This window comes from Kribbella sp. NBC_00359 (genome assembly GCF_036097425.1).
GTDB lineage: Bacteria > Actinomycetota > Actinomycetes > Propionibacteriales > Kribbellaceae > Kribbella.
In genome coordinates this window covers 6,668,045-6,683,797 of the sequence record NZ_CP107975.1, presented here as the reverse complement: position 1 = coordinate 6,683,797, position 15,753 = coordinate 6,668,045, and the positions used below count along the sequence as shown (strand labels likewise).

Here is a 15,753-nt window from a genome sequence, read left to right as displayed (position 1 = left end):
CTGGGTTTCCGTCTTGAGAGGGACAGGGAGAGCGGAGGCGGGGATGGCGGAGCGGGACGAGGCGTTCGTCGAGTTCGTGGAGGCGGCGATTCCGTCGCTACGGAGGACGGCGTACCTGATCGGCGGCGACCGGCACAAGGCGGATGACGTCGTCCAGGAGACGCTCTACAAGCTGTACCTCGCCTGGCCGAAGGTGCAACGGGCCGGGAATCCGTTCGCCTATGCCCGCCGGATGCTGGTCAACGTCGCGTACGACGATGGCCGGCGCCCCTGGCGTCGGGAGGTCACCATCGCCGAGGTCCCGGAGTTCGCCGTCAAGAACGGCGACTTCGCGGCTGGGCACGCTGACCGTGACGAGGTGCTCGAAGCGCTGCGAGCACTGGCGCCACGGCAGCGTGCCTGCGTCGTCCTGCGGTACTACGAGGACCTCTCGATCGAGCAGACCGCAGAGATCCTCGGGTGCTCGGAGGGCACGGTGAGAAGCCAGGCCGCCCGTGGCCTCGACACTCTCCGCAAGGCCATCGATCGGCGACGGAGTCCGGCGCTGTGAAGGAGAACGAGATGGAAGACACCCGCGAGGTCAGCGCTGAGCTACGCCGACTGGCCGACACCGAACCACTGGATCACTTCGACACCGGAACGGTCCTCGCCCGAGGCCGCCGTGGCCTCCGGCGCCGCCGCTTCCTAGGCGCAGGCGGCGCCATCGTCGGCGTCGCAGCGGCAGCCCTCGCTGTCACCCTCATCCCCAACCTCACCACCACCGGCAACGACCCCGGTGTCGCCGGCACCCGAACCGAGAACTCCCAGTTCAGCCCGGTCCCAGGTGTCCCCCGCGGCGAGGACGGCGCCGGCCAGCGGATCTCCAGGCAGGAGGCCGCACGCCGCTGCGCGCTGCGGTACCCCGGCGCAAAGGGCACGATGAAGGGAAGCACCGGCTTCCGGTCCGTCAGCTCGCAGATTTACATCCGTAAGATGTCTGCCGGGGACCCGGTGACCCCGTACTGCACCATCCCCGGCGGGGACAAACCGTCCGCCGCATTGGTCGCTGCCGCGAAGGCGGATCCGTTCCCGAAGGACCCAGCCGACCAGCTTCGCAACTGCTCGGTGAACGCATGGGTCGACATGACCACATGGCACATCCTGGTCTCCGACCGTCTGAATCTGGATGGCGAGAAGAACTACCGCGGATTCAGCCGCGAACTGCTGATCGCGATCTCACCGTCCGGCAAGACAGCGATCGCCTGCCAGTTGACGAGGGACGAAATCCAGCAGGGCGCCGGCTACGGCTGGGGGGCCACCGCAGTGCGCCTCGACGACCTTGACACGGACTACCCGCGGATCGAGTGGCCTGACGGGACCCGCGGCAAGGAGATCGCCACGATCCTTCCCGAACGCACGGACTGCAACGGCAACATCTGTGGCCGGTCACTGCCCACCGGTTGGGGGCAGGCACCGGCGAACACCGCCAAGGTCGTCGTACAGATCGGCTCCGGCCCGACGTACGAATCGCCGCTCAAGGACGGCTGGTACGCCTTCACCGCGCTCGACAAGAACAGTCACTCCAACGACGAGCAGCTGAAGGTCAGGGCGTACGACAAGGACGGAAAGCTCCTCGGCAAGCTCTACCCCGAGAAGTGATCGGCGCGCCGGCCCGGAATCGCCCGGGCCGGCGTCCTGGTCTCCGGGTCGGGTAGCCTCGCACGGTTCAGCGGGTCCGTGGGTCAGATCGGGAGGGGATCGTAGTTGGCGCCGAATGGGGCGTCCGGCCTTGCGAACTCCCCCATCATGGCGCGCCTCAGGGGGGTGGTGCGCTCGAGGAACTCGGGGTCGTTGGTGAAACGGTCGGCCATGCGGACCCACGGTGGGCTGTAGACGTAGTGCGTCGTGAAGCGATCGTAGTCGCCGTCGTGGCGGAAGGTTCGATGCCAGACGCCGTTGTGGAACACCAGAGCCGCCCCGGCCTCGGCGCATACGACATGGCCGATCGCGATGTCGTCGTTGCGCTCACGGACTGAATCAGGTAGACCGACCCGCGAGCGGTGGCTGCCGGGAATCAGCTCCATGTTGCCCATGCCAGGCACGGTCTGATCGGTGAGCAGATACGACACGCGGAGCTGAAGCAACGGAACCGGGTATCCCAGGTCCTTGAAGTCGAAGGCGGACGATCCGTCCTGGTGCCAACGGCCGTTCCCCGCGTGCGCCGGCTGCATCGTGTTCCAGCCGGCCTGCAGCACGAATCGGTCGCCGAGCAGACCCTGCACCTTCGGAAGGACGTCAGGATGATCTATGAGCCGCTCGAGAACCGGCTCGCTCTCGTAGGTCCGGCCGATCTGCCCGAACTCGCGGTCGCGGCTCTGGTGCAGGCGCCGCGAAACGTCGTACGCCTCGGCGGCCTCGTCCTTGGTCAAGACGTTGGGAATCATGAAGTAGCCCCACGACTCGAAGATGAAGCGGTCGGTCTCGGTCAGCTGACCTTTGTCGACGACGGGATCGAGCATCACTGTGTCCTCTTCTTCATGTTGTTGGAACGGCTTCCCGGATCTGGCATCACTGCGACCGGGAGTCGGACGGATCACCAAATCGGCTGGTGGTCAGCGCAACAGCCACCATCTCGACGCAACCCGCGGATGGTGGCTGTCAGCGTTCGCGAGGTACTCAGATCCCACGCGACCATCGCCGGCAATGCGGCACCGCGATGGTGTCGCGAGGTTCCGCAAGAACCTCGTCCAGGTACGAGCGGAGCCCGTGGCAGTCCGCCGGAATGCGGCTCGCCGGGCCGTGAACGACGTGGATGATTGCGGTCACGATCCAATCCTGACGCCATTCGTATACCGATAAACATCCAACTCGCCCAGATTGACACCCAACTCAGAACTCACCAGCTCGACTGCACAAGGTGGCTGGGGCATGGCTGGCGAGCGTCAAGCCTCGCCGACGGATTCGGTGGTGTTGCCTGGGCCATCTCGGTCACACAGCAAAGCCTCGAGATTCTCTAAGGCCATGCTGTGGCCGGTCTCGGCGGCCGCGCGATACCAGCGCTCGTACACCAGCAGCCAGCCCCACAGAACCGACGGGAGGTTGAGCCTTTGCCGACGCGGATCGTACGCCGTTGGCCGCGTTACCATCGACGGGTGAGTATCCGCTTCCTCCTTACCGGGCCGCGCTGACAGATCCAGTCAGTGCGGCGAGCCCTCGTGGACTACGGGGGCTCTTTTCGTATCCGTACCCGACAAGGAGCGACGATGAGCGAAGTAGGCGACGGGTCCACCGAGACACTGCCGGCCGGTATCCCTTCGCACCGCTACACCGCGGCGCTGGCCGGGCGGATCGAGAGGGCCTGGCAGGACCGATGGGAGCGGGAGGGCACCTTCCATGCCTCCAACCCGACCGGGCCGCTGTCCGACGGCTTCGACAAGGTCGCCGGGCGGCCGCGCCGCTACGTGCTGGACATGTTCCCGTACCCGAGCGGCGCTGGGCTGCACGTCGGCCACCCGCTGGGCTACATCGGTACCGACGTCTACGCCCGCTACCTGCGGATGTCCGGGGCCAACGTGCTGCACACGATGGGCTTCGACGCGTTCGGCCTGCCAGCCGAGCAGTACGCGGTGGAGACCGGGCAGCACCCCCGAGACACGACCGAGGCGAACCTCCGGACCTACCGGCGGCAACTGCGCCGGCTCGGCCTGGGCCACGACCTGCGCCGCAGCATCGTCACCACGGACGTCGACTTCTACCACTGGACCCAATGGATCTTCCTGCGGATCTTCGACGCCTGGTACGACGCGGCCGCGAGCAAGGCCCGCCCCGTCGCGGAACTGTGGGCCGATTTGGACGCCAGGGTCCGGGAGCCGGACCAGGGCACCAACCCGTACGGCCGACCGTGGCCCGAGCTATCCACAGTGGAACGCCGGCACGTGGTGGACGCACACCGACTGGCGTACCGGTCGGATGCGGTCGTCAACTGGTGCCCCGGCCTCGGCACCGTGCTGGCCAACGAGGAGGTCACCCCCGACGGCCGCAGCGAGCGCGGAAACTTCCCGGTCTACCGGCGGCCGCTGACTCAGTGGATGCTGCGGATCACCGCGTTCGCGGACCGGCTGATCGACGACCTGGATTCGGTCGACTGGCCGGAGTCGGTGGCCCAGATGCAACGCAACTGGATCGGCCGGTCGAGCGGTGCGCGGGTCCGCTTCGGCTCCCCCGCCGGCGACATCGAGGTCTTCACGACCCGGCCGGACACACTGTTCGGCGCCACCTACTTGGTTCTGGCCCCGGAGCACCCGCTGGTGGACGAGGTCACGGCCGACCGGTGGCCGGACGACGTACGCCCGGAGTGGACCGGTGGCGCCCCGACGCCGGGCAAGGCCGTCACCGAGTACCGCAAAGCAGCCTCGGGGCGCTCGGACCTGGAGCGGCAAACCGAGGGCCGGGACAAAACCGGCGTCTTCACCGGCTCAACAGCGCTCAACCCGGTCAACGGCGAGCAGGTGCCGATCTTCGTCGCCGACTACGTGCTGATGGGTTACGGCAGCGGCGCCATCATGGCGGTGCCCGCACACGACCAGCGGGACCTGGAGTTCGCGCAGAAGTTCCACCTGCCCGTCGTCAAGGTGATCGAGCCGCCGGCGGAGTGGACCGAGCGGCACCGGATCGGCCCGCAGACCCCACCGGCCGAGTGGCCGGAGGCATACACCGGCGACGGCATCCTGGTCGCCTCTGCGAACGCCGACGTCTCGCTGAACGGACTGGGTAAGGAGGAGGCGGGCACCCGGATAACAGCCTGGCTGCAGGTGCAGGGCCGGGGCGAGCCGGCGATCACGTACAAGCTGCGGGACTGGCTGTTCAGCCGGCAGCGGTACTGGGGCGAGCCGTTCCCAATCGTGTACGACGAGCATGGGCTGCCGGTGCCGCTGCCCGACTCGATGCTGCCGGTCGAGCTGCCTGAGATGACGGACTTCTCGCCGCGCACGTACGACGGCCCGGACGCGGCCGACTCGGAGCCGGAGCCGCCGCTGTCCCGGCTGCCGGACTGGGTCGAGGTCGAGCTGGACCTGGGCGACGGGCTGAAGAAATACCACCGCGAGACCAACACGATGCCGCAGTGGGCCGGTTCCTGCTGGTACGAGATCCGCTACCTGGACCCGACCAACCACGACCGCTTCGTCGACCCGGAGGTCGAGCGGTACTGGATGGGGCCGACCGCCGACAATCCGACCGGCGGTGTCGACCTGTACGTCGGCGGCGTCGAGCACGCCGTACTGCACCTCCTGTACGCGCGCTTCTGGCAGAAGGTGCTGTACGACTTGGGGCACGTGTCGGCGTCCGAGCCGTTCGCCCGGCTGTTCAACCAGGGCTACATCCAGGCCGCCGCGTACGCCGACGAGCGCGGCTTCTACGTACCGGCGGCGCAGGTCACCGAGGTTGACGGCAGCTTCACCTACGAGGGCCGGCCGGTCACCCGCGAGTTCGGCAAGATGGGCAAGAGCCTGAAGAACTCCGTCGCCCCGGACGAGATGTACGCCGAGTACGGCGCGGACACGCTTCGGCTGTACGAGATGTTCACCGGTCCGCTGGAGCAATCCCGGCCGTGGGACAACAAGGCTGTCATCGGTGTCTACCGGCTACTGCAGCGAGTCTGGCGCAACGTCGTCGACGAGGAGACCGGTTCGCCGCGGGTCTCTTCGGACGCGGCCGACGAGGAGACCCGGCGGCAGCTCCACCGGACCATCGCGGCCGTGCGCGAGGGCATGGAAGCGCTGCGCTTCAACACCGCGATCGCCCGCATCACCGAGCTGAACAACCACCTGACCGCGCGATGGGGTGCGGCCGGAGGAGCACCGCGTGAGGTCGTCGAGCCACTGCTGCTGATGCTGGCCCCGCTGGCACCCCACGTCGCCGAGGAGCTGTGGTCGCGGCTGGGGCATGCAAGGTCGCTGGCGTGGGAGACCTTCCCGATCGCCGACCCGACCCTGCTGACGACCGAGACGGTCGAGATCGCGGTGCAGGTGAACGGCAAGGTGCGGGCGACGACCGTGCTGCCTGCCGATGCCGACAAGGCGAGCACCGAGGCGCTGGTGTTGGCCGACGCTCAGGTGATCCGCATGCTGGCCGACGCCGACGTACAGCGGGTGATCGTGGTGCCCGGGCGACTCGTCAACATCGTCACCGGGTAACGCTCGTACACGGAAGCAGTTGCCATCAGCAACCGCACGATCCGCAGTCGGGGGTCAGCGCGAGAATCAGTGCAGTGCGACCGTGAGCAGGAGGACGGACGATTCCAAGGCTTCGACGTCGTGGCGCTGCGGCGGCACCGCGACCAGATCACCAGCACCGAGCTCGACCTCCGCGTCGCCCGCACGGACCCGGACACGGCCACGTAGGCAGAGCAGCGAGGCATCCCCGGGACTCTTGTGCTCACCCATCACCCGACCTGCGGCAAGCGCCGTGAGCGTCTGCCGGAGACGGGCACCAGGCCTGCTGTAGACCGTGACCGAGCTGCGCCCGCTCTCGGCCGACGCTGCCTTGGCAAGCCGTTCAGCAGCCAAATCGTCGATCGACGAGACATCCATCCGTCGATGATCGCACGGCAAGAGCGTGAACCCGAGCGGACTAAGGTGGGCCAATGGACCAGCAGACCGCTCAGGACTGGCTCGACCGGTACGTCGAGGCGTGGATGTCCTACGATCCGGGCGAGATTTCAAGGCTGTTCAGCGAGAACGTCGCGTACCGCTACCACCCGTACGACGAGCCGATCGCCGGCCGGGACGCAGTGGTCGCATCCTGGCTCGGACAGAGCGCGTCGGGCGACGCCTCCACCCGCGACGCGCCTGGCACCTACGAGGCCGAGTACTCTCCGGTCGCCGTCGACGGTGACACCGTGGTGGCCACCGGCAGTTCGCGATACCGCGAAGTGCCTGACGGACCCATCGTCCGCGCGTACGAGAACTGCTTCATCATGCGCTTCGACGGCGAAGGACGCTGCCGCGAGTTCACCGAGTACTACATCCGCCGCCCCTGAACGCTACGGGCAAACGACCGCTCGGCAACTCGGTGAACGAGGTGACGACCGCGCAGCTGAGAACACGCCAGTGGTCACAGTAGGGCCGGCAGGAGGCCGAGGATCGGCGCTCCGAGGGCTCCCAGCCAGTGCGCGAGTACGCCGAGGGGCCCAACGAGGGCCGATCCGGCCGAGGCCAAGGACCCAGCGGCGAGGAGCATGCGGGTCAGACGCTCGAGCCTCGGCGCGATCCGGGTCCGATCCGGCTCCGGCTGGCGGAAGCCGGCCTCGATGTCGTGGAGTTCCGTCTCCACGGCGACCGAGGACACGGGGTCGAGACGCGTGGCGTTGACGCCTGCTCGCAGGTCGGCGAGCGCCTGCAGGGCCTGCTCCGATGTCACCACGATGCCGGTCTGACCGCCCGTGATGTGCTGGTCACGGCCGACGTTGTTGATGTTGGCGGCGTTCTGGTTGCCGATGTTGAAGGTCATCGCGACTCATCTCATGAGCTGGGGTGGCGGCAGTTCCCGGTCGACCCGCCGGCGGCGCGCGGTGGCGACGATGTGCAGCACGATCCCGGCGATGATCAGCAGTACGCCGACCAGGTTGACCAGGCCCCCGAGCGCGAACACCAAGAACCCACTGAGGTCGTCCTTCGTAGGCATACTTGTCGCGGACGAGAGGCCCAGGAGCTGACCGAAGTACGTGTACCAGCCGACGGCGGCGATGGCGAGTCCGACCAGGAACACCACGACACCGATCCAGATCAGCCCACGGGCCCTCGTCTTCGTCGCGGCGATCTCGCGGAAGAAGTTCTCCCGCTGCTGGATCACATGCTGCACGTACTGGTCCCGCCCGACATTGTTGATCGTGTGCGCTCGCTGATCGCCGATGTCGTAGCGAACCGCGGTCCGCGCGCCCTCGCCCGTGTCGTAGCGAAGCCGCAGGTCCGCGAACGCAACACGGTCCCCCGGATACAGCCGCCGTGGCGCCGTGATCGCCTCGCCGTTCACGAAGGTGCCGCCGGCCGAACCGAGATCTTCGACGTAGTCCACACCGCCCTGCTGCCACAGCGCCGCATGCGTCCGGCTCAGGTACGGGTCCTCGAACCGCACCTCGCAGCTCGGCAACCGGCCGACCGTCAGACGGGCGCCGGTCAGGTTGATCCGCTGCCCCTCGTGCGATCCGGCTTCCACCACGAGGTACGTCGTACTCGATCCATCGCTCATGGTCCTCTGCGGCGACCGCAGGCACCTCGCCCGCCCGCACCGCACCCCCACGATCAGGAAAGCACTCGCGCCGGATCGTCACAAGATATGGGCTGGCGCGCGTCCATCCAGGTCAGTGCTGTGGGAAGCAGGCAGCCACGGCCAAGCCGTCCACGAAGTCGTTCATCTCGTGGCCGGAATGGCCCTTTACCCATTGGAAAGCGACATCCCCGCGCTTTGTCACCAACGCCACCAGGGGCTCCCAGAGGTCCCTGTTGGCGACCGGCTTCTTCGCTGAGGTGAGCCAGCCTCGCTCGAGCCACCCTGTGTGCCACCCGTCGCGGAAGCAGTTGACGACGTACGTCGAATCCGACACGACCAGCAGTGGACCGTCGATGGCCCGCACGGCCTCGAGGGCGGCACGGATCTCCATCCGCTGGTTCGTGGAGGCAGCCTCGTGACCAGCCGCATACTCGGTCGTCGACAGCGCCCACGCCCAGCCCCCAGGTCCGGGGTTGCGCGAGCAGGCACCGTCGGTGAACACCGTGCGGGCGCCGACGGGGACTGTCATGTCGGCCGGACGAGGACGGCGAGCGCGGGCAGGAGGCATCAGAGCGAAACACTACCCCGGCCGGTCGCCTGGCGGGGCCTTGTTTAGGCGGGCTGCGCCTCAGCGGGAGCCGGCGTGCGTCGAGCAAGAACTGCTGGCCGTGCGATGGTCGAGCCGACTGCGGCGATCGCGAGGCCGAGTACGATCCAGCCGACTGCCTCCAGCTTCGTTCCGCTGCCGAAGAACGCGAAAGCCGTTCCGATCGTGCAGACGGTCGCGAGCCACCACGGGATCTGGCGAGCTCGCACCATGCCGAACGTGAGCCACGGCAGCCCCACGAGGTGGAAGCAGAGCAGGGCGAGGACGAACGTCGGGATGGCCGCAGGGCTGCTTCCCATGCGGTCGGCGGCGTCGACCAGGGTCGCGCTGATTGGTCCGTTGCCGGCGACGGCGACCTCGATGCCGCTCATCAGCAGGAAGCCGAAGGCGCCCACGAGGCCGGCGCCGTACACGACGCCGCCCGATATCACGGTGGCGCTCCCTCGTCCCACGGTGCGGCCGACGATTGCTGCCACACCCGGCAGGATCAGCAGGACGGCCGCTTGGAATACGAGCGACTTGGCCACCGTCGGCGTGGGGTTTGCGGCCAGATCAGCCAGCCGTTGCCGGGTGTCGTCGGCGCCGTTCGGTGGGCCCAGGAACGGTGGCACCGTCATCGCCAGCCCGCCGGCCATCATCGACCATCCTGCCAGCCTGGTCCTCTTCCGCAGAGTCTCCATGATTCCTCCCTGGTCCGATTCCCTCTCGACGCTAGGAAGCGGCACGGCCGGAGTCGTCGGGCATTCTGGTGAGGAGTGTCGTTCTTTCTGAGGACGGCGGCTCCGGGAGGCCGGCCGTAGACTCGTGCCATGTCCTGGGTGGGGCGGGCTCCCTTGCGGGCGGATGTGGGTCTGGCCGCCGCGCTGGCGGTGTTCAGCGTGGTCGAGCTTTACTTCGGCTACGCGTTCGAACGCGCACCCGTCGATCATCCTTCGGCGCTGCACCTCGCGGTCGCTGTGGTGGCTGCGTCGTCGCTTGCCTGGCGCAGGGTCTACCCGCTGATCGTGGCGCCGTTCGTCGCTGCGCTGGTTGCGCTCCAGGACTACGTGACCGCACCGCCGAACGTGTACGGCGAGGCGCTGGTCGGCATCATCGCTGTCTACAGCCTGGCGGTGTACGCGCCGCCCTGGCGCCGGGCGATCGCGTCGGCGACGCTGACGACGGCGCTGTTGTACGTGCAGGGGTTGAGCGATCCGGACGACCCGATCGGCGAGGCAGTCACCTATGCGCTCATCGTCCTGCTGATCCTCGGCACCGGCGTACTGGTGCGCCGCTACCGCGACCGCGCCGACGAAGCCGAGCACCGTGCCCAGCAGATCGCCGCAGACGAGAGGGCACGCATCGCGCGCGAACTGCACGACGTCGTCGCCCACGGGATGAGCGTCGTCGTGCTCCAAGCTCGTGGCGGACGCCGCATGCTCGACGTAGAGCCCGGGACGGCCCGGCGGGCCTTCGACGACATCGAGCGGGTCGCTGCGGACTGCCTCGACGAGATGCGCCGATTGCTGGGAATCCTGCGATCGGCCGAGCCGCAGACCGCCGCCCCATTCGCACCACAGCCCAAGCTCTACGAGCTCGAGGCACTGGTCGACCAGGCCCGGGCGTCAGGCGCGGTCGTCGAACTCGTGGTCGATGGGAAACGCCGCGACCTCGCCCCGGCCATCGAGCTGTCGGCCTACCGCATCGCGCAGGAAGCCCTCACGAACGCGCTCAAGCACGCTCCGGGCAGCCCGGCCCGGCTGCACGTCAGCTACGAGCTCGACGCCGTGGCCATCGAGGTGACCGATGACGGTCCGGGGTCGCTCAACGGCGGCGACGGACACGGACTGATCGGAATGCGCGAACGCGCCGAGCTCTTCGGAGGCAGCTTCCATGCGGGCAGCGAGCCGGGCGGCGGCTTCGGCGTACGCGCGCGCCTCCCTGTTCCTGGTACGGCGCCGTGAGCATCCGCGTCCTCGTCGCCGACGACGAGCGACTGATCAGGGCCGGCTACCGGATGATCCTCGACACCGAGCCTGACGTTGAGGTGGTCGGCGAGGCAGCCGACGGCGTCGAAGCCGTCGAGCAGGCCAGGCGACTTCGACCGGACGTCGTGCTGATGGACGTCCGGATGCCGCGGCTCGACGGGATCGCCGCAACCCGTTCGCTGGTCAAGATGGAGCCGCCGCCCGCTGTACTTGTGGTGACCACGTTCGACCTCGACGAGTACGTATACCAGGCGCTTCGAGCCGGCGCGGTCGGGTTCCTGCTCAAGGACGCCCCGGAGCAGCAGCTGCTCGCTGCCCTTCGCGCCGCCCGCGACGGGGTCGCACTGATGACACCCTCGGTCACCCGCAGACTCGTGGAGACCTTCGCCACGGCGACGCCGGTTCCGGACGAGCGGCTGCACGTCCTGACCGAACGCGAAACCGACATCCTCACCCAGCTCGCCCTCGGGCTGTCGAACAGCGACATAGCCCGCGACCTGTCGATCGGTGAGACGACCGTGAAGACGCACGTCTCACGAGTGCTGACCAAGCTGGGGCTGACCAGCCGCAGCCAGGCAGTGGTGCTCGCCTACGAGACCGGGCTCGTAGTCCCTCGGCACGGCAAGGCAACCGAGCGATACACGTTCGGTGGATGATCTTGTAGCGCGGGCAAGACTTCGCACGCGGCAGCAGGAGAACTGCCGCCCCGGAGTGTCTGTCCGGGCGGCGTTGGTGTCTATTGGGTCCAGATCTGGAATTCGGAGAGTTGTGCGGCCGGCCAGCTGGTGTTCGCGGTGACGGTGGCTCGCCAGTACCGCTGGGTTGACGCGGGGAAGGTCAAGGTCACTGAGTTGCTCGCTGTCGGCGAGAAGGTGTACGCCGCGGCAGCCTTCACAGTCGTGAAGGTGTTGCCGTCGGTCGACCCGAGCAGCGACAAGGTCTGGTCACGCGCTCCCCAGGAAGCGGGCAACTGCAGCACGACCCGGCTCGCGGCCTGAGCGGAGCCGAGATCTACCTGCGTCCACTGCGGGAAGACGTTGTTCGTGCTCTCCCAATAGGACGACTGGTTCCCGTCGGTCACGTTGGCCGACGCGTAGATCTGGTTGTGCGAGGACTCGCTGGTGGGCTTGCCCGCCGCCAGGTTCGCGGGCGCCGTCGACCCGCTGGTGAATTGCAGGCTGTTGAGATTCCAGCCGCCGTTGTCCTGGTAGACCGTCAGGGTCTGCAGCCCGGCCGGCAGGGTCACCTGAGTGGTGACGGTTGACCAGATCTGCCAGCCACCGGTCGACGGGAGGCTGACGTTGCCACTGAGATTGGTACCGGAGGCGCTGGCCAGATGGAGTGCGTTGGTCACCGCGGCCGGCGTCGCGACCCGCATCGCCAAGCTGTACGTACCGGCGGTGGCGACGCTGACTGTGTAATGGAACCACTGGCCGCTGCCGGTCCAGCCCACGTTGTAGCCGCCACCGGTGTCTGACGTGGACTCGAGGTCGACGCCGTCGGTGCGATAGCTGTTCGCGGTCCCGTTGATCGAGCCCACGTTGTACGCGACGCCCTGCCCGCCGGTGTTGTAGTTCTCCGCCTGCACGGTGCCGGGGATCGCGGCGGGCATCCCGCCGTACGGGCCTTCCGGCGTACCGCCCTGCCAGCTGTTGCCGCTGAGCGACGCACTGAATCCCCCGGAGTTGTTGAGGTACGGCGTACCGCCGCCGGTCACCGTGCTACCGGTGATCGTCGCCGATCCGGAGGGAGCTGGGTAGAACGGCGGCGCGATGACGATGCCGTTGCGCCCTGGCGAGGTGACGGTGTTGTTCTGGAACTGGGTGTTGGTCGAGGTGGAGAAGCCGATGCCGTCGTAGACCGAGTTGAGGATGGTGTTGTTGCTCGCCGTGACGCGGTCGACGACGCCGACGTTCTGGCCGTCACCACCGTTCCCGATGTGGAACGCCGGCTGCCCCTGGTTGTACGCATTCCCACCGGACCGTACGACGATGTTGCCGGTGACGGTGGCCGACAACAGGTCGTTGCCGTTGACACCGAAGCGGCCCGCGCCCAGGCCGATGTAGCGGGCGGTGTCGGAGACGTAGTTGTTCTCGATCCGATGGCCGCTGCCGCCGTACACGCCGACGCCTTTGCCGCCCCATGGAGCGATCGACGTATTGTTCGTCACCACCGCGTTCGCCATCGGGGTGTAGTAGACCCGGGTGCCGTCGATGTCGTTGTAGTTGACGGAGTTGATCGCCAGGGCGTCGTCACCGGTGCCACGGACGAAGTTGTTGGTGATGGTCAGGTTGTTCCCGACGGAGTTGCCCATCGAAACGTTGTTGATGTTGGCGCCATCGGCCCAGATCGTCGTGAGCCGGTTGTTCCGGATGGTGCCGCCGGTGCCGGAGGCCCAGAAGCCGGAGAGCGTGTGCTGGGTCCAGATCCCGTCGGCCACCCAGTTCGTTCCGGTGACGTCCATCGAGCCGCCGGCGCCGTCGACAGTGGCACGGCTGGTCGCGTTGGTGTCGACGTGCAGGTTCTGGATCGTGGTCGAGGTCAGGCCCCACAACGCGGGCAGCGGAGTGCTGTTCGGCAGCGGTACGTCGCGATAGATCGTGCTGTACCACGCACCCGCGCCGGCGATCGTGATGCCCTGAGCCTGCAGACCCTGCGTCCCCTTCACGTAGAAGGTTCCGGCCGGGATCCACAAGGTCCTGCCTTGCGACTGCGCCTGGTTGATGCAGTTCTGGATGGCGGCCCGGCTGTCGACCGACGCGGGGTCGGCAGCACCGTTGGTCGGCGTGTTGTCGGCGACCGCGCCGCAATCAGTGATGGAGATCGAGTTGGCAGGCTGGGCGAGCGCAGCCGGCGGGCTCTCCACGTCGACGACATCGACGTCGTAGAAGGCGGCCGAGTTCGCCGAATCCTTGCGCAGCATGAACGTGCTGCCCGCGGCGATCGGCGTACCGGTGACGAAGGTGTGCGTCTCGTCGAAGAACACCCGTGGGTTGCCGTCGGAGGGATTCTGGCTGTTGCCGTTGTAGTTGTTGTTGCCTTCGTACAGCCAGGTCTGCTTCGAGTTGACGTTGAGTGCCTGGCGCAGACCTCCGTCGACGTACAGGTTCAGCGTGCTGGTCTGCCCACCACCGTTGCTGCTGTCGGGGATGCTCAGCCGGACGGTGATCGCGCTGATCGGGTGGCCGGTGGTGTTGGTCCACTGCACGCTCTGGCCGGCGCCCGCGAGGTGGGCGTAGGCGTGCCCGGATGCCTCCAGCGAAGCACTGGAGTACTGCGTCGTCGGCGCGGCGGACAGCGAGACCGAGGCCGCGCCGCCTCCGAGCGAACCAGCCTCGGCTTCATAGGAGGTGAACGGCATAGTGGCGCCGACAGCCGTGTCAGCAGCCGCCGGTACGACGACCGCAACGGCGATGGGAACAGTGGTCAGGACCGCAGCGCACGCGGCGCCGACCAGTCGACGGGGCGGGACTGGACGCATGGTCTTCCTCTCTGGCCTCCGCGGGGTCGGGAGCGGGGCGTCCCGATGGTGGGCGCCGCGTCGGCCACGGTGTCAGAAATTTGCTACGAAACATCGGGAAATTGCGAAGACACCGTGAGGAGGATAAAACGCGAATGTCATCGATGCGTCAAGACGGAACGTCCAGCGACGGTGCCGGTGATTTCATGGTGGTGTGGAGCACGATCAGGAAGAGATCCTCGAAGTCGGGAAGACGTCGAGACGTGGGCGCCGAAGGGCCGGATGGATTCTCCTCCTGGTGGCGGTGCTGACCCTGATCGTCCTCCGTGCCTCGACGGACCGTCCGCCCCATCAGGCCGTGCCGAGTCCCAGCACCCCCTCCGAGGCGATCAACGCGATCCCGGGCGGGCGGACGGCGACGGCGTGGCCGACGGCACCCGGCGCATGCGGAGCGGACACGCTGCTGCCGATCGTGTCGAGTGCGCCACCCGCGGAGCGCACCGGGATCCAGGTGCTGCTCGGCGGAGACCGGCTGCGACTCGTCGACTTCGACAGCGGCCGCGCGACGACCCTGCCTGACGCAGTCGTCCGTCCCGGCGAGTACGCCGCTGTGCTGGCAGGTGATCCGGTCACGGCGTACGCGACAACCGGATCGTGCAGCGAGACGGCTCCCTACGCGATGTTGCGGATCAGCGTCGATCACCGGGTGAGTGTCATCCGCCCCCTCCGTCCCACCGAGTGGGCGCTGACCGATGGCAATCGGGTCTGGATCGCTTCCTTCGCCAGTGACATCGACAACCCCTACGGGACGATCGCTCCGGTCGCCGGCGGGCAGCGGGTCCGGCTGCCGCTCGGGTTCTACGCATCCGCAATCGTGGGCGACACGATCGTCGGGCTGATGCAGCCCGATCCGGGGATCTCACCGACGTGGCTCGCCCTCGTCGACGCACGGACCGGTCGGTTACAGGCCAAGCTCGACCAATATGTCGCGCCACTCGCGGCCGGCGCAGGCCAAGTCTTCTGGACCACCGGCTGCCACGACGACGCGTCACCGTGCACGCTCCACCGCCGGTCGATCGCCGGCGGGGAGATCCTCGGATCACCCCTTCCACGTGCCGCCTGCTGCGGTGTCGTCAGCCCTGACGGCACGAAGGTCGCCTTCCTGATCCAGCGAGCATCGACAGACTCACGTTTCGACGGCCATCCGCTCGCGCCCATGGACGTCGCGATCCTGCAACTCGACACCGGCCGGCTGAGCATCGTGCCAGGGATCGAACTGCCCACCAAGTCGCAACCCGCGCTGGCCTTCGCCGGCCGTGCTGACTGGCTGGTGATCGCCCTCAACGCCGGATCCCGCACCCGGCTCCTCGCCTGGCGCCCCGGACTCCGCCAGCCGTACGAGACGAACGCCCTCCCAGGCCTCGTTCACGACCCCCCGACCCTCGTCGTCACCAGCCACTGACCACGTCCTC

Annotated in this window: 14 protein-coding genes; 7 read left to right on the top strand and 7 right to left on the bottom strand. The window is 67.7% G+C overall.

Annotated features, from left to right (window positions below):
* The first annotated feature begins 43 nt into the window (after positions 1-43).
* The gene (locus tag OG876_RS32505; protein WP_328520500.1) at positions 44-550 is read left to right on the top strand and encodes a SigE family RNA polymerase sigma factor; all 507 of its coding nucleotides are present in this window, start codon (positions 44-46) and stop codon (positions 548-550) included.
* 11 nt (positions 551-561) lie between these two features.
* Positions 562-1,638: a hypothetical protein gene (locus OG876_RS32500; RefSeq protein ID WP_328520499.1), complete on the top strand. Its 1,077-nt coding sequence runs from the start codon at positions 562-564 to the stop codon at positions 1,636-1,638.
* 83 nt (positions 1,639-1,721) lie between these two features.
* Here the strand turns inward: OG876_RS32500 and OG876_RS32495 are convergent, their stop codons facing one another.
* Positions 1,722-2,498, bottom strand: coding sequence for a phytanoyl-CoA dioxygenase family protein (locus OG876_RS32495; protein ID WP_328520498.1), 777 nt, complete (start codon positions 2,496-2,498; stop codon positions 1,722-1,724).
* Positions 2,499-3,242: 744 nt separating this feature from the next.
* Here OG876_RS32495 and leuS point away from each other — a divergent pair.
* The gene (gene leuS / locus OG876_RS32490) at positions 3,243-6,173 is read left to right on the top strand and encodes a leucine--tRNA ligase (protein WP_328520497.1); all 2,931 of its coding nucleotides are present in this window, start codon (positions 3,243-3,245) and stop codon (positions 6,171-6,173) included.
* Between the two features lie 66 nt (positions 6,174-6,239).
* Here leuS and OG876_RS32485 read toward each other — a convergent pair whose 3' ends face one another.
* Entirely contained in the window at positions 6,240-6,569 is a 330-nt protein-coding gene (locus OG876_RS32485) for a cupin domain-containing protein (RefSeq protein WP_328520496.1), read from the bottom strand.
* Positions 6,570-6,622: 53 nt separating this feature from the next.
* On the opposite strand from OG876_RS32485, the gene OG876_RS32480 reads away from it, so the two are divergent.
* Entirely contained in the window at positions 6,623-7,018 is a 396-nt protein-coding gene (locus tag OG876_RS32480) for a nuclear transport factor 2 family protein (protein WP_328520495.1), read from the top strand.
* Positions 7,019-7,092: 74 nt separating this feature from the next.
* Here OG876_RS32480 and OG876_RS32475 read toward each other — a convergent pair whose 3' ends face one another.
* From OG876_RS32475 to OG876_RS32460, 4 genes are all read right to left on the bottom strand, one after another.
* Positions 7,093-7,488, bottom strand: coding sequence for a hypothetical protein (locus OG876_RS32475; protein ID WP_328520494.1), 396 nt, complete (start codon positions 7,486-7,488; stop codon positions 7,093-7,095).
* Between the two features lie 6 nt (positions 7,489-7,494).
* Complete coding sequence (locus OG876_RS32470) at positions 7,495-8,226, bottom strand: FHA domain-containing protein (RefSeq protein WP_328520493.1); 732 nt, start codon at positions 8,224-8,226, stop codon at positions 7,495-7,497.
* A gap of 112 nt (positions 8,227-8,338) precedes the next feature.
* Entirely contained in the window at positions 8,339-8,776 is a 438-nt protein-coding gene (locus tag OG876_RS32465; protein ID WP_328520492.1) for a ribonuclease H family protein, read from the bottom strand.
* A gap of 83 nt (positions 8,777-8,859) precedes the next feature.
* Positions 8,860-9,534, bottom strand: coding sequence for a hypothetical protein (locus tag OG876_RS32460; RefSeq protein WP_328520491.1), 675 nt, complete (start codon positions 9,532-9,534; stop codon positions 8,860-8,862).
* Between the two features lie 129 nt (positions 9,535-9,663).
* Between OG876_RS32460 and OG876_RS32455 the strand changes: the two genes are divergently transcribed.
* Complete coding sequence (locus OG876_RS32455) at positions 9,664-10,797, top strand: sensor histidine kinase (RefSeq protein ID WP_328520490.1); 1,134 nt, start codon at positions 9,664-9,666, stop codon at positions 10,795-10,797.
* Positions 10,794-11,477, top strand: a complete 684-nt coding sequence (locus OG876_RS32450; RefSeq protein WP_328520489.1) for a response regulator transcription factor — start codon at positions 10,794-10,796, stop codon at positions 11,475-11,477. Before OG876_RS32455 ends, OG876_RS32450 begins: the two co-directional genes overlap by 4 nt.
* Before the next feature lie 80 nt (positions 11,478-11,557).
* Here OG876_RS32450 and OG876_RS32445 read toward each other — a convergent pair whose 3' ends face one another.
* Complete coding sequence (locus OG876_RS32445) at positions 11,558-14,302, bottom strand: carbohydrate-binding protein (protein WP_328520488.1); 2,745 nt, start codon at positions 14,300-14,302, stop codon at positions 11,558-11,560.
* Positions 14,303-14,579: 277 nt separating this feature from the next.
* Here OG876_RS32445 and OG876_RS32440 point away from each other — a divergent pair, with 277 nt between their 5' ends.
* Entirely contained in the window at positions 14,580-15,743 is a 1,164-nt protein-coding gene (locus OG876_RS32440) for a hypothetical protein (protein WP_328520487.1), read from the top strand.
* The last annotated feature ends 10 nt before the right edge of the window (positions 15,744-15,753 follow it).